At 71.0% G+C, this 23943-nt stretch carries 22 protein-coding genes and 1 rRNA gene; 6 read left to right on the forward strand and 17 right to left on the reverse strand.

Going from position 1 to position 23943, the window contains the following annotated elements; translation table 11 throughout:
* Window positions 1–30 precede the first annotated feature (30 nt).
* The 6 genes from ACIBCA_RS26570 to ACIBCA_RS26595 form a co-directional block, all read right to left on the reverse strand.
* Entirely contained in the window at window positions 31–1830 is a 1800-nt protein-coding gene (locus tag ACIBCA_RS26570) for a bifunctional metallophosphatase/5'-nucleotidase (protein WP_396285503.1), read from the reverse strand.
* A 244-nt stretch (window positions 1831–2074) separates the two neighbouring features.
* Entirely contained in the window at window positions 2075–3424 is a 1350-nt protein-coding gene (locus tag ACIBCA_RS26575; RefSeq protein ID WP_396285504.1) for an ATP-binding protein, read from the reverse strand.
* Between the two features lie 53 nt (window positions 3425–3477).
* Entirely contained in the window at window positions 3478–5067 is a 1590-nt protein-coding gene (locus ACIBCA_RS26580) for an SCO6880 family protein (protein WP_396285505.1), read from the reverse strand.
* 7 nt (window positions 5068–5074) lie between these two features.
* A complete protein-coding gene (locus ACIBCA_RS26585) occupies window positions 5075–6355 on the reverse strand; it encodes a hypothetical protein (protein WP_396285506.1) in 1281 nt (426 codons plus the stop codon).
* On the reverse strand, window positions 6345–7160 hold the full coding sequence (locus ACIBCA_RS26590) for a hypothetical protein (RefSeq protein WP_396285507.1): 816 nt from the start codon (window positions 7158–7160) through the stop codon (window positions 6345–6347). Before ACIBCA_RS26590 ends, ACIBCA_RS26585 begins: the two co-directional genes overlap by 11 nt.
* Before the next feature lie 118 nt (window positions 7161–7278).
* Complete coding sequence (locus ACIBCA_RS26595) at window positions 7279–7629, reverse strand: hypothetical protein (protein WP_396285508.1); 351 nt, start codon at window positions 7627–7629, stop codon at window positions 7279–7281.
* Between the two features lie 248 nt (window positions 7630–7877).
* Between ACIBCA_RS26595 and ACIBCA_RS26600 the strand changes: the two genes are divergently transcribed.
* Window positions 7878–9056, forward strand: a complete 1179-nt coding sequence (locus tag ACIBCA_RS26600; protein WP_396285509.1) for an NlpC/P60 family protein — start codon at window positions 7878–7880, stop codon at window positions 9054–9056.
* Between the two features lie 179 nt (window positions 9057–9235).
* A complete protein-coding gene (locus tag ACIBCA_RS26605; protein WP_396285510.1) occupies window positions 9236–9958 on the forward strand; it encodes a phosphatase PAP2 family protein in 723 nt (240 codons plus the stop codon).
* Between the two features lie 5 nt (window positions 9959–9963).
* Here ACIBCA_RS26605 and ACIBCA_RS26610 read toward each other — a convergent pair whose 3' ends face one another.
* A complete protein-coding gene (locus ACIBCA_RS26610) occupies window positions 9964–10158 on the reverse strand; it encodes a hypothetical protein (RefSeq protein WP_396285511.1) in 195 nt (64 codons plus the stop codon).
* 175 nt (window positions 10159–10333) lie between these two features.
* Here ACIBCA_RS26610 and ACIBCA_RS26615 point away from each other — a divergent pair, with 175 nt between their 5' ends.
* Both ACIBCA_RS26615 and ACIBCA_RS26620 read left to right on the forward strand, forming a co-directional pair.
* Window positions 10334–11233 (forward strand): hypothetical protein, encoded by a 900-nt coding sequence (locus ACIBCA_RS26615; RefSeq protein WP_396285512.1) that lies wholly within the window; start codon window positions 10334–10336, stop codon window positions 11231–11233.
* A gap of 158 nt (window positions 11234–11391) precedes the next feature.
* On the forward strand, window positions 11392–11613 hold the full coding sequence (locus tag ACIBCA_RS26620; protein WP_396285513.1) for a hypothetical protein: 222 nt from the start codon (window positions 11392–11394) through the stop codon (window positions 11611–11613).
* Window positions 11614–11641: 28 nt separating this feature from the next.
* On the opposite strand, the gene ACIBCA_RS26625 is transcribed toward ACIBCA_RS26620, so the two are convergent.
* Entirely contained in the window at window positions 11642–12016 is a 375-nt protein-coding gene (locus ACIBCA_RS26625) for a metal-sensitive transcriptional regulator (RefSeq protein ID WP_396285514.1), read from the reverse strand.
* A 346-nt stretch (window positions 12017–12362) separates the two neighbouring features.
* On the opposite strand from ACIBCA_RS26625, the gene ACIBCA_RS26630 reads away from it, so the two are divergent.
* Entirely contained in the window at window positions 12363–12983 is a 621-nt protein-coding gene (locus ACIBCA_RS26630) for a DUF47 domain-containing protein (RefSeq protein WP_396285515.1), read from the forward strand.
* Window positions 12984–12988: 5 nt separating this feature from the next.
* Window positions 12989–13984: an anion permease gene (locus ACIBCA_RS26635; protein WP_396285516.1), complete on the forward strand. Its 996-nt coding sequence runs from the start codon at window positions 12989–12991 to the stop codon at window positions 13982–13984.
* A gap of 149 nt (window positions 13985–14133) precedes the next feature.
* On the opposite strand, the gene pstB is transcribed toward ACIBCA_RS26635, so the two are convergent.
* The 9 genes from pstB to rrf all read right to left on the reverse strand — a co-directional run.
* The gene (gene pstB / locus ACIBCA_RS26640; protein WP_396285517.1) at window positions 14134–14910 is read right to left on the reverse strand and encodes a phosphate ABC transporter ATP-binding protein PstB; all 777 of its coding nucleotides are present in this window, start codon (window positions 14908–14910) and stop codon (window positions 14134–14136) included.
* Between the two features lie 41 nt (window positions 14911–14951).
* Entirely contained in the window at window positions 14952–16022 is a 1071-nt protein-coding gene (gene pstA, locus ACIBCA_RS26645) for a phosphate ABC transporter permease PstA (RefSeq protein WP_396285518.1), read from the reverse strand.
* Window positions 16019–16996: a phosphate ABC transporter permease subunit PstC gene (gene pstC, locus ACIBCA_RS26650; protein WP_396285519.1), complete on the reverse strand. Its 978-nt coding sequence runs from the start codon at window positions 16994–16996 to the stop codon at window positions 16019–16021. The genes pstA and pstC overlap by 4 nt, the downstream gene beginning before the upstream one ends.
* A 150-nt stretch (window positions 16997–17146) precedes the next feature.
* The gene (pstS, locus tag ACIBCA_RS26655; protein ID WP_396285520.1) at window positions 17147–18277 is read right to left on the reverse strand and encodes a phosphate ABC transporter substrate-binding protein PstS; all 1131 of its coding nucleotides are present in this window, start codon (window positions 18275–18277) and stop codon (window positions 17147–17149) included.
* 228 nt (window positions 18278–18505) lie between these two features.
* A complete protein-coding gene (locus ACIBCA_RS26660; protein ID WP_396285521.1) occupies window positions 18506–19003 on the reverse strand; it encodes an NUDIX hydrolase in 498 nt (165 codons plus the stop codon).
* Between the two features lie 46 nt (window positions 19004–19049).
* Window positions 19050–20138 (reverse strand): CHAD domain-containing protein, encoded by a 1089-nt coding sequence (locus ACIBCA_RS26665; protein WP_396285522.1) that lies wholly within the window; start codon window positions 20136–20138, stop codon window positions 19050–19052.
* 100 nt (window positions 20139–20238) lie between these two features.
* Window positions 20239–22416, reverse strand: coding sequence for an RNA degradosome polyphosphate kinase (locus ACIBCA_RS26670; RefSeq protein ID WP_396285523.1), 2178 nt, complete (start codon window positions 22414–22416; stop codon window positions 20239–20241).
* A 398-nt stretch (window positions 22417–22814) separates the two neighbouring features.
* Window positions 22815–23780 (reverse strand): mycothiol synthase, encoded by a 966-nt coding sequence (gene mshD, locus ACIBCA_RS26675; protein ID WP_396285524.1) that lies wholly within the window; start codon window positions 23778–23780, stop codon window positions 22815–22817.
* 72 nt (window positions 23781–23852) lie between these two features.
* A 5S ribosomal RNA gene (gene rrf / locus ACIBCA_RS26680) occupies window positions 23853–23943 on the reverse strand; the annotation flags it as partial.

Raw genomic sequence — 23943 nt, forward strand, 5'->3', positions numbered from 1 at the left:
CAGCGCCCCGCCCGTCCCCGTCCGGTGGGATCAGTCGACGTCGGTACCCGGGCCGACGACCTTGATCCGGTCCTGCGCCGGCGCCTTCAGCGGCGAGGCCGCCGAGGAGTGCGCCGTCAGGTACGCGGTGAACACGTCCAGGTCGGAGGCGCCCACGAGCTTGTCGGTGCCCGCCGCGAAGGCCGGGAAGCCGTCGCCGCCGGCCGCCAGGAACTCGTTCGCCGCGACCCGGTACTTGCCGGCCGGGTCGATCGCCGCACCGTTCAGGCGGATCGAGTCGACGACCACGCGGTCGGCGCCGGCCTTGCGCATGTCCAGGGTGTAGTGCAGGTTCGAGGACACCTGGAGGATCTTCGGCGCCGCGGCGTTGCCACCGCTCACCTGCTGCTGGAGCAGCTGGACCAGCTGGGCGCCGGTCAGCGTCTTGATCTGCATCATGTTGGTGAACGGCTGCACGGTGAACGCCTTGCCGTACGTCACCACCCCGTCGCCCTCGCTCCCGGCGGCCTTGTAGACCAGGTCGGAGCGGATACCGCCCGGGTTCATGAAGGCCACCTGCGCGCCGCCCTTGTCGGCCGCCGACAGCTGGTCCTGCTGGGCGTCGGCGATCAGGTCACCGAGCGGCTTCTCCAGGTCGGAGCTGCCACGGCCGTTGATGTCCGAGGCGATGTAGCCCACCGGACGGTTGGCCAGCGGAGCGGCCAGCTTCTGGTAGTGCTCCACCAGCTGCGTCAGGTCCGGGGCCTTCTCGATCGTCCGGCGCACCACGTGGTTCTCGGCCTTGACCGAGGGACGCACGATCTCGCCGGTCGTCTTGTCCAGCTTCATGTTGATCTCGGTGAACAGCCGGCCGAAGGAGGCGGCGCTGGTCACCGAACGCGGCACGCCGTTCGGGTCCGGGATGGTGCACGCGTACGCGTTGTGGGTGTGGCCGGTGACGATCGCGCCGACCGACGGGTCGATCCGCTTGGCGATGTCGACGATCGGGCCGGAGATGCCCTGACCGGCCGGGCCGCAGTCGTAGTTGTACGTGCTGCTGGCCGGGTAGCCGCCCTCGTGGATCAGCGCGACGATCGAGTTGACGCCCTTCGCCTTGAGCTCGGCGGCGTACTTGTTGATCGTGGTGACCTCGTTGGCGAACTTGAGGCCCTTGACGCCCTCGGCGGTCACGATGTTCGGCGTGCCCTCCAGGGTGACGCCGATGAAGCCGACCTTCACGCCCTGGGACTTGGTCACCCAGTACGGGGGCAGCAGCGTCTTGCCGGTCTTCTCGTCGGTCACGTTGGCCGACAGGTAGTTGAAGTTGGCGCCCTTGAAGGTGCGGCCGTCCTCGTAGCAGCCGTCCTTCGGGTGGCAGCCGCCGTCCTGCTTGCGCAGGAGCTCGGCCGAACCCTGGTCGAACTCGTGGTTGCCCACGGAGGAGACGTCCAGGCCGAGCATGTCCATCGCCTCGATGGTCGGCTCGTCGTGGAACAGCGCCGAGGTCAGCGGGCTGGCGCCGACCAGGTCGCCGGCGGCGACGGTGATCGAGTCGTCGGCCGCGACGCGCGCCTCGCGCAGCGCGCCGGCCAGGTACTCGACGCCACCGGCCGGGGTCGAGACGACCTGGCCGGTGGCCGGGTCGATCTCCTTGATCGTGCCGGACGAACCGGCCGGGGGCTCCAGGTTGCCGTGGAAGTCGTTGATCGCCAGCAGCTGGAGGTTGACGGTCTTGTGACGCTTGGCACCGGCGTCGGCGGCCTGCGCGGCCGTCGGCACGACGACCGTGCCGAACAGACCTGCGGCCGCGACGACGGCGAGTGCCGCGCGTCGGGATCTGACGGAGAGCATGAAGGGTCCCCTGCACCTCGGAGGAGCACCGGCTGTGGGACAGGGCCGGGCGTTGGGCATGTGTTGCGTCCGTGAAGCCTAGGGTCAACGCGCGTAGCTGTCAGGTGGTCGGACATAACGAGAAGATGTCCCCCTGACGAACCGTCGCCGTCACCCCGGTGCGGGACCGGTGTGCGCGGCCCCTGCGCCGTACGGCTCGGACCCGGCGCAGACCCCGACTCAGACCCCGGCGCAGACCCCCGGCTCAGACCCCCGGCTCGGACGCCAACTGCCGCTCCGCACGCGTCCGTTCCGCCACCGCGTCCTCCGTCATCGCCCGGTCCGTGTACACCAGCGGCCGCTCGGTCTCGGTGATGATGTGCTTCACCACCTGCACGTTTCCGTTCACGTCCCACACCGCGATGCCCGGCGACAGGGTCGGGATGATCTCCACCGCCCAGCGCGGCAGACCCAGCACCCGCCCGGTGGCCCGCGCCTCCTCGGCCTTCTGCATGTAGATCGTCCGCGTCGAGGCCATCTTCAGGATCGCCGACGCCTCCCTCGCCGCCGCACCGTCCACCACGTCCGACAGGTGGTGCACCACCGCCACGAAGGACAGGCCCAGCCGGCGCCCGAACTTCAGCAGCCGCTGGAAGAGCTGCGCCACGAAGGGGCTGTTGATGATGTGCCACGCCTCCTCCACCAGGAAGATGCGCTTCTTGCGGTCCGGCCTGATCCAGGTGTGCTCCAGCCACACCCCGACGATCGCCATCAGGATCGGCATCGCGATCGAGTTGCGGTCGATGTGCGACAGGTCGAAGACGATCAGCGGCGCGTCCAGGTCGATGCCGTCGCTCGTCGGCCCGTCGAACATGCCCCTCAGGTCACCGTCGACCAGCCGGTCCAGCACCAGCGCCACGTCCAGACCCCAGGACTGCACCTCGTCCACCGCCACGCCCAGCGACTCCACCGAGGACAGCTCGGGGCTGCGCAGTGTGTCGATGATGTCGTCCAGCACCGGCTGGCGGTCCGTCACCGTGGCCACCACGTGCGCGTGCGCCGCCTTGAGCGCGAAGCCCGCCCGCTCCTCCAGCCCGCGCCCCATCGCCACCTCGACGATGGTGCGCAGCAGCGACAGCTGGCCCGTCTGGGTGATCGCCGGGTCAAGCGGGTTGAGCTTCACCCCGCCGTCGCGGGCCGCCATCGGGTCCAGCCGGATCGACTTTATGCCCAGCGCGTTGGCGATCAGGTTCCACTCGCCGACCCCGTCCTCGCCCTGCGCGTCCAGCACCACGACCTGCCGGTCGCGGAACCTCAACTGCCGCAGCACGTACGTCTTCTCCAGCGCCGACTTGCCGTTGCCGGACTCCCCCAGCACCAGCCAGTGCGGCGCCGGCAGCTGCTGCCCGTACAGCTGAAACGGGTCGTAGACGTACCCCTTCCCGCTGTACACCTCCCGCCCGATGATCACCCCGGAATCGCCCAGCCCCGGTGCGGCGGTGGGCAGGTAGACCGCCTGCGCCTGCCCGGTGGAGGTACGCACCGGCAGCCGGGTCGTCTCCACCTTGCCGAACAACAGGCTGGTGAACGACTCGGTGATGTTGCCGAGCGCCATGGGCGGCCTCCAGATGACAGCGGAACGGGTCGTGCGGTGCCCGTCGTACGGTGCTAGCGGCGGATGCCGGTCGCGAACGGCAGGGTGTTGACGAAGGCCCGGTGGTGCTCGCGGTCGCACCACTCCAGCTTCAGGTAGCTCTTGCCCGCCGACGCCCGGATGGTCCGCTTGTCCCGGGCCAGCGCCTCCGGACTGCGCGAGGAGACCGTGATGTACCCGACCAGGTTCACCCCGGCCGCGCCGGAGGCCAGGTCGTCACCGCGCTGGTCCACCCGGCCCGTGTGCGCCAGGTCGCGCGGGTCCACCGTCCGGTTCATCTTGGCCGCGCGGCTGGCCTCGGCCTCGTCGTTGGTCTTCTCCGTCAGCATCCGCTCGATCGCGACGTCCGTGGGCTCCAGGTCCATCGTCACCGCCACCGTCCGGATCACGTCCGGGGTGTGCACCAGCAGCGGCGCCAGGAAGTTGACGCCCACCGGGGTCAGCGGCCACTCCTTGATCCACGCCGTGGCGTGGCACCACGGGTCCCGGGTCACCGACTCACGGGTCTTCGCCTGCAGGTACTGCGGGTGCGTCGCGTCCAGCTCCGCCGGCCAGGCGTTGCGCCGCGACATCGCCTGGATGTGGTCGATCGGGTGGTCCGGGTCGTACATCGAGTGCAGCAGCGACGACAGCCGGGCCTGACCCAGCGGCTGCCGCACCCGGATGTCCGCCTCCGCCAGCCGCGCGCAGATGTCGGTCAGCTCGCGCGCCATCACCGCCGCCAGCCCGTCGTCGTCCCGCGACCGCCCGCCGCCCGAGCGCCGCTCGTAGGCGTTGCGGCCCATCGCGTGCGCCTCGGCGGCCAGGTCACGGGTGTAGTGCATGCACGCCACCAGGTACGCCCGGTGCTGCTCCGAGGAGGTCGACACCATCGACTGCAACTGGTCGTACGACTCCTGCAGCCAGCGCGGCGCCTCCGTGTCGCCGCGCCGCTCCACGTCCTTCGCGTGCGCGTCCGGATCCGCCGGCAGCGTCCGCGCCAGGATCTGCAGCCGCGTCACGAAACCGTCCCCGTTCGCGACGTGCTTGAGCAGCGTCCCGAACCGGTCGACCAGCGCCTCCTGGTCCTCCGAGTCCCGCAGACCCACGCCCGGGCCCTCGATCTCGATCGCCGCCGTCACCGTCCGCCGCTCCAGGTGCATCAGCACCCCGACCTCGTCCGGCCCGAACGGCGCCGTCAGCCAGCGCAGCCGCCCCACCCCCGGCGGCGGACCGACCTCCACCTCCCGGCCGTCCATCCGGGTGCCCGCGTCCATCGCGTCCGAACGCCACAGCCCCCGCCCGCCGCGCGCCGTCCGGCGGTACGTCCGGTTGATCTCCACCCACCTGTAGAACGTCCGCTTGCGGTACGGCACGTACACCGCCGCGATCGCGAGCACCGGGAAGCCGACCAGACCGACGATCCGCAACGGGAGGATCGGCATCAGCAGGCCCCAGACCATGCCGACGAAGGCCCCGAAGATGACCAGCACGATCTCCCCGGACTCCCGGTTCCGGCCGATCGGCGCGTTCGGGCGGGCCTTGCCGATCAGATAGGTACGGCGCTGGTGCACGTACGGCTGGGCGTACTGGGCCCCGTACTGGCCGAGCGGTTCGCTGCTCACTTACCCGTCACCCTCCCTTCGCTGGATTGCTGTCGCGGATCGGAACCGGGGCCTGCGGAGGCCCGCCCTGCGGTGGCGGCGACGGCGTCCGGCCGGCGTGCGCGGCGATGCCCGGCGCGACCGAACCGCCGCCGGCACCCCCGCCACCCCCGCCGGCACCCTGCGGGCCGCGGTCGCCGTGGGTGCTGATGCCCTGCTTCATCAGGTTCGCGGTGCCGTTGATCATCGCCGAGCCGGCCTGCACCGCGCTCGCCCGGGCGTGCCTCATGTTCATGATCTCGTCGCCGAACCCCGGCACGAAGCGGTAGACCGCGGCGCTCGCGAAGATCGACAGGAACAGGATCGCCAGCCCCGACAGCACCCGCGAGAACGTGTCGTCCGCCCCGCTCCCGCTGGCCACCGCACCCGCCAGGCCCAGGATGATCACGATGATCGGCTTCGCCAGGTCCACCGCCACCATCACCCCCGCCCACCGGCGCACGTGCTTCCACATCTGCTTGTCGACCAGCCCCGCGTACACCGCCGTACCCAGCAGCGCCCCCACGTACAGCATCGCCGCCCGGATCAGCAGCTCGATCCACAGCACCGCGGCCGCCAGCACCGCCACCAGCGACACCAGCACCAGGATCAGCGGACCGCCCCCCACGTCCCCCTTCTCCAACGTGTCGGCGAACCCGCCCAGGTACGTCCCCGTGTCCGACTTCGTCCCCACCGCGATCGCCTTGGTCAGCCCGTCCGTCACACTCACGACCGTGTACAGGATCAACGGCGTGAACGCCGAGGCCACCACCGTCAACCACAGGAACCCGATCGCCTCCGTGAACGCCGTCGTCAACGGCGCCCCCCGCACCGCCCGCTTCGTCACCGCCAGCAACCACAGCACCAGCGTGATCACCGTCGACACCGCGAACACCACGGCGTACTGCTGCAGGAACGACGCATTGGTGAAATCCACCTTCGTCGTCCCGTCGATCGCCCCCGACAGATTCCGCACCACCCAGGCCGCCGCCTGCGCACACCCCTTCGCCAACGACCCGAGGGGATCGGTGACATTGCTGCCGATGTTCCCGGGCAACGAGGTGCCGCCGGGCGGGGCACAGTAGACGTCGTTCCCGGGAAGGGGGATTCCGGGGCAGCTCGTGTTGGTGGCCCCTGGGGTGGGAGTCGGCGACGGCGCAGCCAAGGCCCGCTGCGTCGGCAGCATGACGGAGAGGGCGCCGAAGAGCGCCGTTCCCACCATTCGACCCATGACCCGTCGCACCGCGCCCGAGTTACCGTCAGCGGGCATAGCGGAAGCCTCCGAACCTATCGACGGCACCAGACATCTCCTCAGCGGTTGCGGCCTGCTGGTCCGGCGGAACGGGTGCCGGGCCCGACGCCCGGCTGTAATCGGAGAGCTTCCAGTCCGTCCCGATCCACCGCAGGCTGAGGGTGAGCGTGAACCACTCCTCGGAAACCGGCTTGATCGAACGCTCGCCGGCCACCCCGTACAGACCCGTGCACCACACGTCGACCTTGGCGCTCTCCGCGCTGTAGCCGTTGCTCCTGGCCCCGACCGGAATCGTCCGCATGACGAAGGTCATTCCCGCGGGCGGGCGTCCCTGCGCATCGACACCGAACCTGGCGGCCGTCTCCGGGGTGAACCCCTGATCGAGGCGGCTCTGCAGGGTCGGGGCGGCGCCCGGGTCGGCGATGGTGGTGATGATGGTGTGGCGGCTGTCCGTACGGAACATGTCGGCGGAGCCGAGTGCCACCGCGTAGTTGACGGCGGCCGACTGGGCGCCCTGGTCGGTGTGCGGGAAGCCGGAGGCGATGCCGTTGACGGTGGTGCCGACGGGCTGGTCGCCGCTGGGGGCGGGGCCGGCGCCGGGTGGGGCGGTGGCGGCGGCGCGGTCGGCGGAGTGGCCGGTGCCGCCGGGGTCGGGCTTGCCGCGGTTGGCGATGGAGATGGCGACCACGAGCAGCGTGACGACGAGGAGGACGGTCAGCAGGGTGCGCAGCGGCCGCGACTGACGCAGGCTCGGCTGGGGGGAGGGCTGTTCGCCGACCGGTAGCCGCGTGCGGGTGTGCGGCTGGTCGTCGGACAACGGCACGGCGGCCCTCCTGGTGCGGGGAGCCGGGGGGCTCCGGGGGCCCTCCGGCCGGGGGCGGGCGCGGACGGAGGGTGGGTACGGGGTGGGGAGGTGGAGCGGCGATCCGCCTGTCGGATCGTCAGACCGCCATACCGTAGACAATGGTGAACAGGGTGCCCAGGGATCCGATGATGAACACGCCGGTCAGCCCGGCGACGATCAGCCCCTTGCCCTGTTCGGCCCCGAAGCTGTCCCGCAGGGCGGTCGCACCGATCCGCTGCTTGGCGGCACCCCAGGCGGCGATGCCGAGGCAGATGATGATGGCCAGGGCCATGATCACCTCGACCATCACCCGGGCCTCCGACCCGAGGCTGGCGAACGGGCCCCAGTCCGGGGCGATCCCGCCGATGATGGTGTCGATATTCGGCTTCTTGGGTGGGTCCTCGGCCAGGTGGCCGGCCGCAAGGGTGTGCACGCTGCTCAGGTTCATTTCCATCTCACCGCCCGATCAGGCAAATTCAAGGGCCCGGACCCCGCCCGCGCGAAGGGTCGGTGCCTATTCTTGGCCAGATCTGATGTCGACTTGGCTACTTCTCGCGGATTGGTCGTGAGGTCTCGGACACGTACGCGAGGATGTCCACCGTACGAAGGATAGCGCTCACTCTTTGTATCTCTGATGATTGCGGTGAGCAACGCCTTCCGGGACACTTCGACTGACGATTCGTCGGGATGGTGCTGATGGTACTCCGGAAGGGCGGTACGGCCGCCGCCACAGCGGGAGTTGTTGCTCTCGGCTTCCTCGGTCTGGTGACGTTCGGGACGTATGCGGCGAGTGGGACGCCGCAGCAGTCGGCGAATCGTTCCGCCCTCTCTCCGGGCACGGTGCCCGCCGTCTACCAGGACGCGATCCAGAAGTGGGGATCGCTCTGTGGCGAGATCTCCCCGCCGATGCTCGCGGCGCAGCTGTACCAGGAAAGCGGTTTCGACCCCAAGGCCCGTTCCGGGGTGGGTGCGCAGGGATTGGCGCAGTTCATGCCGGAAACCTGGGGGGCGTACGGCACGGACGGTGACGGGGACGGCAAGAAGGACGTCTGGAACCCGTACGACGCGATCGCCTCCGCGGCGGTGTACGACTGCGCGCTCGCCAAGGACGTCGCGGGCGTCCCGGGGGATCCGCAGGCGAACATGCTGGCCGCCTACAACGCCGGCCCGTACGCGGTGACGAGGAACAGGGGCATCCCGCCGTACAAGGAGACGCAGGGGTACGTGCGGAACATCCAGGCGATGGCCCGGAGTTTCACCGCGCCGACCGCACCGGTGGAGGTGTCCGCGCAGTCGGCGGCGGCGATCTACTTCGCGCAGACCAAGCTCGGCACGCTGTACCTGTGGGGCGGCGAGGGTCTGGCCTCGCAGGGGGGCCGGTTCGACTGCTCCGGTCTGACGAGGGCCGCGTACGACAGCGTGGGCATCGAGCTGCCCCGGGTGGCGAACGACCAGTGGTACGCCGGCCCGCACCCGTCGCGGGATCAGTTGCGTCCGGGGGACCTGGTGTTCTTCGCGACGGACCTGAGCGATCCGCGCAGCATCCACCACGTGGGGATCTACGTCGGCGGCGGGTACATGATCAACGCTCCGCACACCAACGCGGTGATCCGCTACGACAAGATCGACACCCGGGAGTACATCGGGGCCACCCGGGTCACCTCGGACGGCGCCCAGGCGCTGCCCTCCCGCGACAACGGCGGCAACGGCGCGGTCAACGCCCCCCGCCGCCCGGGCACCACCGCGCCGACCTCCGCTGCGGCGACGACGGCGACGACGGCCCCCACGACGGCCGCCCGCCCCACGACGGCCGCCCGCCCCGCGGCGGCGGCCCCGCCGGCGCCGACCGCCCCGCCCACCGCCGCCACCCGCTGAGACCGGGGCGCACCTGTGTGTGCCCTGTGGACGCTGAGTCAAGTTTCCATAACCGCGCGTTTCCGTGGAACGCTGTGCCCCGGCGATGACGTTGGGTCCGGTGGCCCCCCGTCAGGATCTCCGCGCCGGGTGGGCCCGGCCGGAACGGACAGGTGCAGCGGACCAGAAGGAGGTGCGGCGTGTCGACGCCGCTTGCCGACACGACCAACCCCGACCTCGAACTGCTCTACGCCGTCAACGGGCTGGCCCAACGCGCCCCCCGGTGGCTGGACCACCTGGTCTCGTGGATCGGCGAGTACGGCATCCTGATCGGCCTGGCCGCCCTCGGTCTGACGGCCTGGCTGCAGGCCAGGCGCCGCCCGGACGCGCCGGTGGCGGTGGCCGGGCTGCTGTGGGTGCCGCTGTCGGTGGCGATCGCCGAGCTCGCGAACCTGCCGATCGCCGCGATCGTGAACCGCCCGCGCCCGTTCGTCGACCACCCCGGGCTGCTGGTGCTGGTGGAGGGCAAGGCCGGTACCCACTCCTTCGTCAGCGACCACTCGACCATGACCATGGGCGTCGCGGTGGCGCTGTTCCTGGTGAACCGCAGGCTCGGCTGGATCGCCGGGGGCCTGGCCCTGCTGCAGGGCTTCTGCCGGATGTTCATGGGCGTGCACTACCCGACGGACGTGATCGGCGGCTTCGCGCTGGCCGTGGCCGTGGTGCTGCTGCTGGCGCCGATCGCGATGGCCGTGCTCGTCCCCTTCTGCCACGCGCTGACCCGTACGGCCCTCGCCCCGCTCGTCCGGGCGCCGGAGCGGGGCGCCCGGGCTCCCCGCGGGGCGGCGCAGCGCGGACGGCGGCGCGGCCGCGGAGCGGTGCGCTCCGAGGACCAGCCGCCGGAGTCCGACCTCGCGGCGTGACGGGGTCAGTCGATCTCCCCGCCGCCGGACTCGGCCAGGTGCCCGGCACCCTCGCGGCGGGCGAGGTCGCGGGAGCGGCGGGCCGGTGCGTACCAGCCGCAGCTGCAGGTGGCGAAGGCGAAGGAGCCACGCTCGCTGATCGCGATGCGGTGGTCGGGCATCCGGGTGGTGCCGGGTGCGGCCGGCAGCTCACTGTGCACGTGGTTCACCGTAACGCGCCGGAGGCCCCGAGCGCGACGCACCGGGTCGGGGCCGGCCCGTAACCCTTCGGCTCCCAACTCGTTTGCCCGGAAAGAGCTCTGCCCTTCCGGTGCCGCCCGTCCCGGGCCGGCCCGCGGGGCAGTCGGGTCCGAGGGGGTTGTCGCGAGGATGAAGATGACCGACCAGCAGCGCACCGCGTGGCCGGCGGGCCGCCGGCTGCCGCACCTGCGTCCGGCGGCCGGGGCCGCCCTGCTCGTCGCCGCACTGGCCGTGGGCGCCGCGGGCTGCTCGGGCGGCTCCGGGAGCGGCTCCTCCGACCAGCGGTCGAGCGCCCCCGACAAGCTGGCGGCCGATCCGCTCACCGCGGTGCGCAGCGCGGCCGACATCACCGGCCGCACGGGTTCGGCGCACACCGCCTCGGAGCTGGTCACGGAGTCCGCGGAGAAGAAGGCCTCGTTCAGCGGGACGGGCGGCTACGACTACGTGAAGCGGGTCGGCCGGCTGGAGGTGCAGGTGCCGCCGGGAGCGGCGACCACCGGGAAGATCGTCGAGGTGGTCCTGCCGGGCACCGTCTACCTGCAGAACAGCGGCGCCAAGGTGCCCGAGGGCAAGTGGGTGAAGCTGGACGTGCGCCAGCTGCCGGACGGCAACCTGGTGAGCAGCGGCGCCACCGACCCGGCCTCGGCGGCGGGGGCGCTGCGCGGTGCGCAGAAGGCCGACGCGGTGGGCACCGAGACGGTGGACGGGGTGGCCCTGCACCACTACCGGGGGACGCTGGACCTGGCGAAGGCGGCGGACGCGACCGGCGGCCGGGGCGGGGACGGTCTGCGGATGGGCGGGCAGACCTTCACCGTGAAGGAGGTCCCCTACGACGCCTGGCTGGACGACCAGGGGCGGCTGCGCAAGGTGGTCGAGGTGTTCACCTTCGCCGGGGTGGCCGGGTCGAAGGAGGCCAAGGACCAGGTGAAGGTGACGTCGACGACCTCGTTGAGCGACTTCGGCAAGCCCGTGGAGGCGGCCGAGCCGCCGGCCTCGGACATCTACCAGATGAAGCCCTCGGAGAGCCCGAAGTAGGCGGCCCCGGTGCGGGTGGCCGTGCGGGGAGCGGCGGCCACCCGTTTCGGCGGCGCACAGATGGCCCGTCCGTGCCATGTGGACGGGCCCCGGAGTGCCTAGGCTGGACGTCGGGTGGCTGCCGCCCGGGCTGGCGAGGCGCTGAAGGGGTGGTGCAGGTGGTGTCGTCCACGGGTGACCGCAGCGGCGGCCACGACGACGCGGCCCTCGACGAGATCGAGCTGGCCGGCGAGCTGATGATCGCCGCGACGGCCAGCCCCGGCGACCGGCTGCCGACCGAGCGGATCGACGAGGTGCTGCTCGACCGGGTGGTGCCCCGGCCGGCCCCGGAGCCGGCCGGCGAGGCCAACGGTCACGGGGCCGACCCGCCGTCGTCCTGACCGGGTTTCCGAAGCCGGGGGGCGCGGTTCAGCTGCGCAGCAGCCGGCTGATCGCGGCCGTGGCCTCGGCGACCTTGGCGTCCAGCTCCGCGCCGCCCTCCTCGGCGGCGGCGGCCACGCAGTGCCGCAGGTGCTCCTCCAGCAGGGAGAGCGCGAAGGACTGCAGCGCCTTGGTGCTGGCGGAGACCTGGGTGAGCACGTCGATGCAGTAGACGTCCTCGTCGACCATGCGCTGGAGGCCCCGGATCTGGCCCTCGATCCGGCGCAGCCGCTTGAGGTGGGCGTCCTTCTGACCGCTGTAGCCGTGCGGGCCGTGGTGCCCGGTGGCGGCGGGGATCTGTTCGGCGTGCGGGTCGCTCCCGTGCGCGTGGTCCGGCTCGGTGCGCGCTTGCGTCGTGGTCATCGGCCCGCCTTCGTCATGAGTGCCTGGTGGCTGCGTCGGCCTCCAGTGTCCAACACCCGGACGGCGCGTGGTGTTCCGCCGGCCGACCCGGCACGTGCCAGGCGGCGGAGCGGTTGCGCCGTATGAGCGGCGCCCCCGTCTTCTGGGCCGACGACGGGGACAATCCGTGCGAGCTTCCGTCAGACTGGGGCTCCCGTCCGCACACCGGTGTGCGGCCCCGAACCACCGCCGCGGCGGCGTTACGGAACAGGAGGTTCCGGCTCCCTGTCCCACCACCCCGTTTGCGTGATCGCGCTTGGTTGCACCTAGCATCGTTCAGTCCCTACCCCGCACATCGGAGATTTCCGTGCGTTTTAGCCTGACCCCGAAGGAGACGAGCTTCTACGACATGTTCGCCGCGGCCGCGGAGAACCTCGTCGTCGGATCGAAGCTCCTGCTGGAACTGCTGGGATCAGACGTGTCGGCCCGCGCGGAGATCGTCGAGCGCATGCGCGCCGCCGAACACGCCGGGGACGACACCACCCATGCGGTGTTCCACCAGCTGAACTCCTCCTTCATCACGCCGTTCGACCGCGAGGACATCTACAGCCTGGCCTCGTCGCTGGACGACGTCATGGACTTCATGGAGGAGGCCGTCGACCTGGTCGTCCTCTACGACATCCAGGCCCTGCCGAAGGGCGTCGAGCAGCAGATCGAGGTGCTCGCGCGGGCAGCCGAGCTCACGGCCGAGGCGATGCCGAACCTGCGCAGCATGTCGAACCTCACCGAGTACTGGATCGAGGTCAACCGGCTGGAGAACCAGGCCGACCAGATCCACCGCAAGCTGCTCGCCCACCTGTTCTCGGGTCAGTACGACGCCATCGAGGTCCTCAAGCTCAAGCAGATCGTGGACGTCCTTGAGGAGGCGGCGGACGCGTTCGAGCACGTCGCCAACACGGTGGAGACCATCGCCGTCAAGGAGTCCTGACCCTCGTGGACATGGCAGCACTCATCGCCGTCATCGGCGTTGCGTTCTTCTTCACCTACACCAACGGCTTCCACGACTCGGCGAACGCGATCGCCACCTCGGTCTCCACACGGGCGCTCACGCCCAGGGCCGCGCTCGCGATGGCCGCCGTGATGAACCTGGCGGGCGCCTTCCTGGGCAGCGGGGTGGCGCACACCGTCTCCAAGGGGATCATCGAGACGCCGACCGGCAACCAGGGGATGGCGGTCCTCTTCTCCGCCCTGGTCGGCGCGATCGCCTGGAACCTGGTCACCTGGTACTTCGGTCTCCCGTCCTCCTCCTCGCACGCGCTGTTCGGCGGCATGGTGGGCGCGGCGATGGCCGGCGGGATCGACGTGATCTGGAGCGGGGTCCTCGACAAGATCGTCATCCCGATGATCGTCTCGCCGGTGGTCGGCCTGATCGGCGGCTTCCTGGTGATGCTGGCGATCCTGTGGATCTTCCGCCGGGCCAACCCGCACCGCGCCAAGCGCAACTTCCGGGTCGCCCAGACCGCCTCGGCCGCCGCGATGGCGCTGGCCCACGGTCTGCAGGACGCGCAGAAGACCATGGGCATCGTGGTCCTGGCGCTCACCATCTCGGGCCACCAGTCCACCGGGGACATCCCCGTCTGGGTGAAGATCTCCTGCGCGACGATGCTCTCGCTGGGCACCTACGCGGGCGGCTGGCGGATCATGCGGACCCTCGGCCGCAAGATCATCGAGCTGGACCCGCCGCAGGGCTTCGCCGCCGAGGCGACGGCCTCGGCGGTCATGTACATCACCTCGTTCGTCTTCAAAGCGCCGATCTCCACCACCCACGTGATCACCGCGGCGATCATGGGCGCGGGCGCCACCAAGCGCATCCGCGCGGTGCGCTGGGGCGTCGCCAAGAACATCGTCCTCGGCTGGTTCGTCACCATGCCGGCGGCCGCGGTCGTCGCGGCGCTGATGTACTGGTTCGTCCACCTCTTCTGGGGCTGACGGACCGGGGAACGACCGCACGGGACGACCGCACGGAACAGCAGCGCGGAACAACAGACAGGGCCCGCCCCCACTTCTCGGGGGCGGGCCCTTCTCGTGCTCCCCGGCGGCACCGCCATGCAGCACCGTGGAGCAGTTCGGGTACCGGCTCAGCCGAAGCGGCCGGAGATGTAGTCCTCGGTCGCCTGGACGGAGGGGTTGGAGAAGATCCGCTGGGTGTCGTCCAGCTCGATCAGCTTGCCCGGCTGGCCGACGCCCGCCAGGTTGAAGAAGGCGGTGCGGTCGCTGACGCGGGCCGCCTGCTGCATGTTGTGCGTCACGATGACGATCGTGAACTGCGACTTCAGCTCGCCGATCAGGTCCTCGATGGCGAGGGTGGAGATCGGGTCGAGCGCCGAGCAGGGCTCGTCCATCAGCAGGACCTGCGGCTCGACCGCGATGGCGCGGGCGATGCACAGGCGCTGCTGCTGACCGCCGGAGAGGCCGGCGCCCGGCTTGTTCAGCCGGGTGTGGACCTCCTTCCAGAGGTTGGCGCCCTTGAGCGAGCGCTCCACGACCTCGTCGAGGACGGCCTTCTTCCTGACGCCCGCCAGGCGCAGGCCCGCGACCACGTTGTCGTAGATCGACATGGTCGGGAACGGGTTCGGGCGCTGGAAGACCATGCCGACCGCGCGGCGCACCGCGACGGGGTCGACGTTGGCGGCGTAGAGGTTCTCGTCGTCCAGGAGGACCTTGCCCTCGACCCGGGCGCCGGGGATCACCTCGTGCATCCGGTTCAGGGTGCGCAGGAAGGTGGACTTGCCGCAGCCGGACGGGCCGATGAAGGCGGTCACCGAGCGGGGTTCGATGCTCATCGAGATGTCCTCGATGGCCTTGGTGGAGCCGTAGAAGGCGGACAGCCCGCTGACGTCGATGCGCTTGGCCATGATCGTTGCTTCTCTCGTCTGTCTCGTCGTCAGTCGGTCGCTCAGTGTCCGCCCTTGGGCGAGCGCCAGCGTGCGATGCCTCGGGCGATGAGGTTGAGCCCCATCACGAAGGCGATCAGCACCAGCGCGGCGCCCCAGGCGCGGGCGTAGCCGAAGTCGTTGTTGACCTGGGAGTACTGCATCCAGATGTACATCGGCAGGGACTGCTGGGGTCCGTCGAACGGGTTGCTGTTGATGACGTCGGCGCCGAACACCAGCATCATCACCGGGGCGGTCTCACCCGTGATGCGGGCGACCGCGAGCATCACGCCGGTGGTGATGCCACCGACCGCGGTCGGGAGGACGATCCGCAGGATGGTCTTCCAGCGCGGCACGCCGAGGGCGTACGAGGCTTCGCGCAGCTCGTTCGGGACCAGCTTGAGCATTTCCTCGGTGGAGCGGACCACGACCGGCATCATCAGGATCGCCAGGGCGAGGCTGCCCGAGAACCCGGAGTAGCTGAAGCCCAGCGCGATGTTCCAGAGCGAGAGGATGAACAGGCCCGCGACGATGGACGGGATGCCCGTCATGACGTCGACGAAGAAGGTGACGGCCTTGGCGAGCCCGCCGCGGCCGTACTCGACCAGGTAGACGGCGGTCAGCAGACCGATCGGGGCGGCCATCGCGGTGGCCAGGCCGACCTGCTGCAGGGTGCCGAGCAGCGCGTGGTAGATGCCACCGCCGGGCCCGGACTGGAGCACGCCCTTCATCGAGTGGCTCAGGAAGTCCCCGTTCACCACGCCGATGCCCTGCTGGATCGTGTAGACGGTCAGCGCGACCAGCGGGACCACGGCCAGGATGAAGGCGACCCACACGATGGAGGTGGCGAACCGGTCCTTGGCCTGGCGCCGGCCCTCGACCTGGGCCGAGAGCAGGTAGCTGATGAGCAGGAACAGGAGGGCCGAGATCAGGCCCCACTGCAGGTGGCTCTCCAGGCCGGCGACCGCGCCGATCCCGCACCCGAGGGCGATCGAGCCGGCGGCGACGGCGGCCGGGGCCCACTTGGGCAGCCGGTTGGCGCTCAGGGCGTTGCCGAGAGGACGGGCGTCCTCGACGGCGGCGGTGACGGTCATGCGTTGGCCCCCGAGTACTCCTTGCGGCGGGCGATGATCAGTCGCGCGGCACCGTTCACCAGCAGGGTGATCACGAACAGGACGAGGCCGGAGGCCATCAGCGCGTTGCGGCCGTTGTCGCCGGCCTCGGAGAACTTGAGCGCGATGTTCTGGGCGAAGGTGCCGCCGCCGGCGTCCAGGATGTGCAGCGACAGGACGCTGCTGGAGGAGAGCACCACCGCGACCGCGATGGTCTCGCCGAGCGCACGGCCGAGGCCGAGCATCGAGGCCGAGATGATGCCGGGGCGGCCGAAGGGCAGCACCGCGGTGCGGATCATCTCCCAGCGGGTCGCGCCGAGCGCGAGCGCCGCCTCCTCGTGCATCCGCGGGACCTGGCGGAACACCTCGCGGGAGACCGCGGTGATGATCGGCAGGACCATGATGGCCAGCAGGATGCCGACCGTGAACAGGTTGCGCGGGGTGCCGGTCCGGGTCTGGTCGAAGATGTACGTCCAGCCCAGGTACTCGTTGAGCCAGCTGGTCAGGCCGTCCATGTGCGGCACCAGGAAGAGCGCGCCCCAGAGGCCGTAGACGATGCTGGGGACGGCGGCGAGCAGGTCGACCAGGTAGGCGAACGGCTGGGCGATCCGGCGCGGGGCGTAGTGCGAGATGAACAGCGCGATCCCGATGGCCACCGGCACCGCGATCGCCATCGCGATGATCGCGCTGACCAGGGTGCCGACCACCAGGACGGCGATGCCGAAGACCGGCTTCGGGGCGTCCGGCGTCCACTCGAAGGTGGTGAGGAAGTTGCCCTCGTTGTTGCTCAGCGCGAGCACCGAGCGCCAGGTCAGGAACGCGGCGATGGCGCCCATGATGACGAGGAGGAAGATGCCCGATCCCCGGGCGAGGTTCATGAAGATCTTGTCGCCGACCCGGCTGTCACGCGGTCGGCGTTCCCTGCCTCGCGGGGCGGCAGGGGAGGATGAAGTCATTGGTCTACTCCGGTCTGGTGGTGCCGCCCCGGAAGGGGGTCGGCACCATGGCGGCGGTGCCCCGGACGTTGGTGCTGGGTTCGGTGCGATCCGGTGGGGCGGCCCCGGCCCCCCTCGTTACGGGGCCGACCCACCGGTGGTCCCCTCGGATCAGGCCAGGGTCGGGATGATCCCGTTGACCTTGTCCGTCAGCTCCTTGGGGAGCGGGACGTAGCCCTTCTCACCGGCGGCCTTCTGGCCCGCGTCGCTGATGGTGTAGGTCAGGAAGGACTTCAGGGTGTCGAGGGTCTCGGCCTTGTTGCCCTTGTCGCAGACGATCTCGTAGGTGACCAGGACCAGCGGGTAGGAGCCCTCGTCCTTGGTCGCGTAGTCGAGCTTGAGCGCCAGGTCGCTGCCGGTGCCGGCGATCTTCGCCTTGGCGAAGGTGTTGGCGGCGTTGGCGGCGGTGGCCTCGACCGGCTTGGAGGCGCCGGTGTTGAGGGCGGCGCTCTTGAGGTTGTTCGTCTGGGCGTAGGCCAGCTCGACGTAGCTGATCGAGTTCTTGACCTGCTTGACCTGGGCCGCGACACCGGCGCTGCCGGTGGCCGACTGGCCGTTCTTGCCCGCCCACGCCTTGGAGGCCGGGTAGGACCAGGCGCCGTTGCCGGCGGCGGCGAAGTACTTGGTCAGGTTCTCGGTGGTGCCCGAGTCCTCGGACCGGTGGAAGGTCTGGATCTCCGCGTCCGGCAGCTTGGCGCTCGGGTTCAGCGCGACGATCGCCGGGTCGTTCCACTTGGTGATCTGCGTGTCGAAGATCTTCGCGGCGGTCGGGGCGTCCAGGACGAGGCTGTCCACGCCCTCGACGTTGAAGACCAGCGAGATCAGACCGCCGGCCATCGGCAGGTCGATGCCCTGGCCACCGGTGCAGACGGCCTTGCTCGCGTCGACCTCGGCCGGCTTGAGGGCCGAGTCGGAACCGGCGAAGGTGACCTTGCCCTGGTTGAACTGCTGGATGCCCGCGCCGGAGCCGGGGGCCTGGTAGTTCACGGTGCTGCCGGAGCAGGCCGCGGCGAAGTTCGTCTTCCAGACGTCGACCGCGGTGGCCTGGGCGCTGGAACCGGCGCCGAGCAGGTTGCCGGCCTTGCCACACTTGATCGAGGAGCCAGCCGCGGCCGAGCTGGAACCGGACGTGCCGCCGGTGCCGTTGTCGTCCGAGCCGCAGGCGGCGAGCGACAGCGAGCTGACAAGCGCCATGGCACCGATGGCGAGGGCCTTGGAGCGGCCGTTCCGCTGGAGCTTCACAGGGGTGTCCCTTTCTGTGGCATTGCCCGTCGCGCAGATCGTGCGGTGCACGGAGGAGCGCGGGTTTTGCTGTGGTCCGGGGCCCGTTCGGCCCGTCGGCATTCCCGAAACTAGGCCGGGGAAGTGACACGACAGCCGGTCGCAAGTGAACGGGGAGTGAACCTCGGAGGGATGACAGGAAACTACGTCAGGTAGTAACGGTTGCGTCACGGCATGGGCGCAGGTGGATCACTTCCACCGTTCCTTCACCGGCGCCTCCCCGTCCGTCCGCACCGGCCTCGCCCCCAGCATCACCAGCAGCGCGTCGACCAGCAACCGGTCACGCTCGTGCGTCAGCCGCGCACGGGCCTTCCCCGCCGGCAGCCACTCCAGCCGGTCCACCTCCCGGTTCGGACGGAACTCCCCCGAGGCCGGCACCGCCGCCCAGTACCGGACCTCCTTCGGACGGCCCTGCGCCAGGTAGTGCTGGGCCGGCAGCTCCGCGCCCAGCCGGCAGTGGAAGCCGGTCTCCTCCCGGACCTCGCGCAGCGCCGCCTCGACCACGCCCTCCCCCGGGTCGAGCTTGCCCTTGGGAAGGCTCCAGTCGTCGTACTTCGGACGGTGGATCACCGCGATCCGCGGCCGCCCCAGCCGGCCGCTCTTCTTCGGACGGCCGGGCAGCCACAACACCGCGCCCGCCGCCAGGATCACCCGGCCGCGACCGGTCCCGGCCTCGGAGACGTCCACGGGCCGCGCGGCACCCCGCGGTTCGGCCGTCCGGGGCCGGCGCACCTCAGGCCGTCCGCGGGGAGGGGGCGTGCCCCCAGCCCTCGGCCGGCGGGATCTCCAGCCAGCCGTCCAGGCCCGGCGGCAGCTCGGGCCAGCGGCGGCCGAAGGCGTACCGCGCCGACTCCACCTCCAGCCGCTGGTCGGCGTGCACCACGCCCAGCACGTACGCCGTCGCCGGGGTGATCCGGGGCGTACGCGCCGCCGTCGCCGCCGTCACCGCCGCGTCCGCGGCCTCCTGGTGGTGGCCCAGCACCGCGTCCAGCTCGTTCAGCTCCCCGGACGGGCGGCCGCACACCTCCAGCGCGTACCGGGCCCGCTTCACCAGGATGCGCAGCCGCGCCCAGGGCGCGTCGTCGGCCGCCAGGGCCGTGTCCGCGTCCGTCGCACCCCGCGCCTGCGGCACCGGGCCCAGCCGGCGCAGCCCGTCCCCGCCGTACGGCGTCGCCGCCCGCTGGAGCGGCAGCTGCTGGGCGCTCGCCGCCAGCGCAGTGAACGCCGCGGCCGCCTGCGGCAGCAGCACCGCCGAGGCCCGGCCGCCCGCCGACTCCAGCAGCGGCGCCTCCCCGACCAGCAGGGTCATCCGGTCGGCCAGGGCGTGCAGCCGGGCCGAGCGCAGGTCCTGCAGGACCGTCGAGTGCGCCCGCGTCCGGGCCAGGGTCAGTTGCCGGTCCAGCAGCGCCCGCGCCTTGGGGGCGCCCGCGTGACCGGCCAGCATGCCGGTGCCCTCCGGGTCGGTGCCGCTCAGCGAGTCCAGCGCGCCGAGCAGCCGGGCCGAGCGGCGCACGTACCCCGGCTCCAGCGCCAGCAGGTTCAGCAGCCAGCGCAGCTCCGTGCGCGTCTCCTGCGCCCAGGTCTGGTCGAAGACGGTGCCGAAGGTGTGCAGCAGCCCGCCGATCCTGCGGACGCACCGCAGCAGATCGGCCGTGCCGGCCGCCGGCACGGCCGAGGCCGAGCCCGGTCTGGCCCCGACCTCGCCGACCGCCAGCGGCAGGGCGCGCAGGAACGCGCCGGCCTGGGAGGTGAGCCGGAGGGAAAGGATGTCCCCTGCGGTCGCGGTGGAGGCCGCCTGGGCCGTCATCGGCGCATCGGTCATGGCGTGGTAAATCCCCGTTCCCCCGGGCCCTTCCCCGAGGCTGGTGGCCGACCGCCGGAGGGAGTCCCCTTCCCCCGGCGGCTTCGCATCAGTGGTCGCGTCAGCGCGGGGTGGCGGCCCGGCGGCGCTGGCGCGAGTCGATCAAGAGGTCCTGGACGTGCCGTAGCGACCTGCCCTCGGCGTCCTGCGAGTGGCGCGTCCACGCGCCGTCCGGCCCCAGGTGCCAGGACTCGGTCTCGTCCGACACCCCGAGGTCGATCAGCCCGGACAGCTCGGCGCGGTGCGCCGGATCGGTGATCCGCAGCAGCGCCTCGATCCGGCGGTCCAGGTTGCGGTGCATCATGTCGGCGCTGCCGATCCAGACCTCCGGATCGCCGTTGTTGCCGAACACGAAGATCCGCGAGTGCTCCAGGAAGCGGCCCAGGATGCTGCGCACCCTGATGTTCTCGCTCAGCCCCGGCACCCCCGGGCGGACCGCGCAGATCCCGCGCACCCAGACGTCCACCGGCACCCCGGCCTGCGAGGCCCGGTAGAGCGCGTCGATCACGGCCTCGTCGACGATCGAGTTGACCTTGAGCTTCACGTACGCCGGACGGCCCGCGCGGTGGTGGGCGATCTCGTTGTGGATGCGGGAGACCAGACCGTCGCGCAGGCTGCGCGGAGCGGTCAGCAGGCGGCGGTAGGACTCGCGGCGGGAGTAGCCGGAGAGCCGGTTGAAGAGGTCCGAGAGGTCCGCGCCGACCTGCGGGTCGGAGGTGAGCAGACCGATGTCCTCGTACAGCCGGGCGGTCTTCGGGTGGTAGTTGCCGGTGCCGACGTGCGAGTAGCGCCGCAGGGTGTCGCCCTCCTGGCGGACCACCAGCGACAGCTTGCAGTGCGTCTTCAGCCCGACCAGGCCGTAGACGACGTGGCAGCCGGACTCCTCGAGCTTGCGGGCCCACTTGATGTTGGCCTGCTCGTCGAAGCGCGCCTTGATCTCGACCAGGACCAGCACCTGCTTGCCCGACTCGGCCGCGTCGATCAGCGCGTCCACGATCGGCGAGTCGCCGGAGGTGCGGTACAGCGTCTGCTTGATCGCCAGCACGTCCGGGTCGGCGGCGGCCTGCTCCAGGAACGCCTGCACCGAGGTGGAGAAGCTGTCGTACGGGTGGTGCAGCAGGACGTCCCGCTCGCGCATCGCGACGAAGATGTCCGGCTGGGAGGCCGACTCGACGTCGGTCAGCCCACGGGCCGTACCGGCCACGAACTTCGGGAACCGCAGCTCCGGGCGGTCCTGGTCGGCGATGCCGAACAGCCCGGTGAGGTCCAGCGGCCCGGGCAGGGGGAAGACCTCCGCCTCGGTGATGTTCAGCTCCCGCACCAGCAGGTCCAGGATGTAGGGGTCGATCGACTCCTCGACCTCGAGGCGGACCGGCGGGCCGAAGCGCCGCCGCATCAGCTCCTTCTCCAGGGCCTTGAGGATGTTCTCGGTGTCGTCCTCCTCCACCTCCAGGTCCTCGTTGCGGGTGACGCGGAAGGCGTGGTGGGCCAGCACCTCCATCCCCGGGAAGAGCTCCTCCAGGTGCGCGCCCATCACGTCCTCCAGCGGGACGAACCGCTGGGGCGAGGCCTCCAGGAAGCGGGCCAGCGACTGCGGCACCTTCACCCTGGCGAAGTGCTTGTGCCCGGACACCGGGTTGCGCACCACCACGGCCAGGTTCAGGGAGAGCCCCGATATGTACGGGAAGGGGTGCGCCGGGTCGACGGCCAGCGGTGTCAGGACCGGGAAGATCTTCTGCCGGAACAGCGTGTGCAGCCGGGCCTGCTCCTTCTCGGCCAGCTCCGGCCAGCGGACCAGGTCGATGCCCTGGGCGGCGAGGTCCGGCAGCACCTCCTGCTGGAACGCGGCGGCGTGGCGGGCCATCAGCTCGCGCGAGCGCGTCCAGATCTGGTCCAGCACCTCACGGGGCTGGAGGCCGGACGCGCTGCGCTGGGCGACGCCCGTCGCGATGCGGCGCTTGAGGCCGGCCACCCGGACCATGAAGAACTCGTCCAGGTTGCTCGCGAAGATCGCGAGGAACTTGGCCCGCTCCAGCAGCGGGATCTCCGGGTCCTCGGCAAGCTCCAGGACCCGCTCGTTGAAGGCGAGCCAACTGCGCTCACGATCGAGGAAACGTCCCTGCGGCAGGGGCTCGAACTCCAACTCGTCCGTGGCCGGCAGCTCCGGCGGATTCCCCAGCGGACTGGACATCCGCGCCGGCGGCGACAGCGGGGCAGAGACGGGGCGGGGGATGCTCATCGGTTCCAGCTCCTCCAGCAACAGGACTACGTCCGGACGCGTGTGGCTCTGCGGGCCGTCGTCCTCGCTCCGGGCCGTACCCGGGGCCAGCGCCCACCCGCCGGGCGCCGTACGTACAGGACCGGCCGACGAATCGCGGTCGACTCTGCACGAGCGAGACACTACGGACTTCATCCTGTGATCTTCGCGGCAGCAATTGAATCCACGGTAAACACCGCATGGCCAGGAGGAAAGCTGAGTCGGTCGGAGCAAGGGGTGTCGCGGTCCTCCGACGCCCTTCGACCTCGTCCGACCGCTCGCCCTGTGCTGCCCTGTGTTGCCCTGTGTTGTCCTGCGCTGCCCTGTGCTGTCCTGTCCGTCACTCGCTCGGCGGGCCGGGCCGGGCCGGGCCGGGAGGGTCAGGCCGGTCGGCCGCCCCGGTACCGGGCCCGGTACATGAGGTCCACCTCGTGGATGGTGAAGCCCAGTCGCTCGTAGACCCGGACGGCGGCCGGGTTGTCCGCGTCGACGTAGAGGAGGACCGTCCCCAGTCCGCGCTCGCCCTCGCCCGAACCGGTGAGGTGACGCAGTCCCGCGGCGGTGAGCGCGCGGCCGAGGCCACTGCCCTGCTCGGCCGGGTCCACCCCGACGACGTACACCTCGCCGAGTGCGGGCTCGGTGGCGGTGGCCGGGTGCACCTTGGTCCAGTGGAACCCGACGACCTTGCCCTCCCGGGTGGCGAGGAAGAAGCCGGCCGGGTCGAACCACGGCTCGGCGAGCCGGTCCGCCAGGTCCTGCTGCGTCCAGGCACCCTGCTCCGGGTGGTGGGCGAAGGCCAGGGCGTTGAGCCGCAGCCACTCGGCGTCGTCCTCCCCCGGACGGAAGGTCCGCAGCTCGATGCCCTCCGGGACGGCCACCGCCTCGGTCTGCGGACCGCGCCGGCGCATCTGCCGCAGCTCGCGGACCAGCTCGGCCCCGTACGCCTGCGCCAGGTGCCGGGCAGCCGGGTGACCGCCGTGCACCCAGAAGTCCACGGCGTCCCGGCCCTCACGGTGGGCCTGCTCGAGGACCGCCTCCACCAGCGGGCGGCCCAGGCCGAGCCCGCGGGCGGCCGGGTCGATCACCAGCTCGGCCGAGGGATTGGCGGACGGGGTCTCCGGGACCTCCAGCTGGCCGTAGCCGAGAACCGTCTCGCCGCCGCTGCTCTCGAGGAGGTGGATGACGCCCGGGCGGCCTTGATCGCTGTTCCGCAACCGGAGCCGGCCCTGTTCGGACACGGCCGCACGGCCGTCGAGCTCCTGGGCCTCCGCCAGAACCCGCAGGGCACCGTCGCGCTGCTCGGGGCGGAGCACGTTGTTCGCAATGACCGCTGTCTGATCGTCCATGCACCGACGATACGTCAGGGGAAATGCGAAAAGCCCCTGATCCTTGTGGATCAGGGGCTTTTCAGAAGAATTGTTCGGCGGCGTCCTACTCTCCCACAGGGTCCCCCCTGCAGTACCATCGGCGCTATGAGGCTTAGCTTCCGGGTTCGGAATGTAACCGGGC

The sequence above is a fragment of the Kitasatospora sp. NPDC051170 genome (assembly GCF_044455705.1).
GTDB lineage: Bacteria > Actinomycetota > Actinomycetes > Streptomycetales > Streptomycetaceae > Kitasatospora.

Excerpts from the sequence above, each read along its gene's own strand:
- ACIBCA_RS26575 (WP_396285504.1), bottom strand. The coding sequence starts at position 3,424 with ATGGCGCTCGGCAACATCACCGAGTCGTTCACCAGCCTGTTGTTCGGC.
- pstA (WP_396285518.1), bottom strand. The coding sequence starts at position 16,022 with ATGACCGTCACCGCCGCCGTCGAGGACGCCCGTCCTCTCGGCAACGCC.
- ACIBCA_RS26615 (WP_396285512.1), top strand. The coding sequence starts at position 10,334 with ATGACCGACCAGCAGCGCACCGCGTGGCCGGCGGGCCGCCGGCTGCCG.
- ACIBCA_RS26595 (WP_396285508.1), bottom strand. The coding sequence starts at position 7,629 with ATGAACCTGAGCAGCGTGCACACCCTTGCGGCCGGCCACCTGGCCGAG.
- ACIBCA_RS26665 (WP_396285522.1), bottom strand. The coding sequence starts at position 20,138 with ATGACCGATGCGCCGATGACGGCCCAGGCGGCCTCCACCGCGACCGCA.
- mshD (WP_396285524.1), bottom strand. The coding sequence starts at position 23,780 with ATGGACGATCAGACAGCGGTCATTGCGAACAACGTGCTCCGCCCCGAG.
- ACIBCA_RS26570 (WP_396285503.1), bottom strand. The coding sequence starts at position 1,830 with ATGCTCTCCGTCAGATCCCGACGCGCGGCACTCGCCGTCGTCGCGGCC.
- pstB (WP_396285517.1), bottom strand. The coding sequence starts at position 14,910 with ATGGCCAAGCGCATCGACGTCAGCGGGCTGTCCGCCTTCTACGGCTCC.
- ACIBCA_RS26625 (WP_396285514.1), bottom strand. The coding sequence starts at position 12,016 with ATGACCACGACGCAAGCGCGCACCGAGCCGGACCACGCGCACGGGAGC.
- pstC (WP_396285519.1), bottom strand. The coding sequence starts at position 16,996 with ATGACTTCATCCTCCCCTGCCGCCCCGCGAGGCAGGGAACGCCGACCG.
- ACIBCA_RS26600 (WP_396285509.1), top strand. The coding sequence starts at position 7,878 with ATGGTACTCCGGAAGGGCGGTACGGCCGCCGCCACAGCGGGAGTTGTT.
- ACIBCA_RS26585 (WP_396285506.1), bottom strand. The coding sequence starts at position 6,355 with ATGCCCGCTGACGGTAACTCGGGCGCGGTGCGACGGGTCATGGGTCGA.
- ACIBCA_RS26670 (WP_396285523.1), bottom strand. The coding sequence starts at position 22,416 with ATGAGCATCCCCCGCCCCGTCTCTGCCCCGCTGTCGCCGCCGGCGCGG.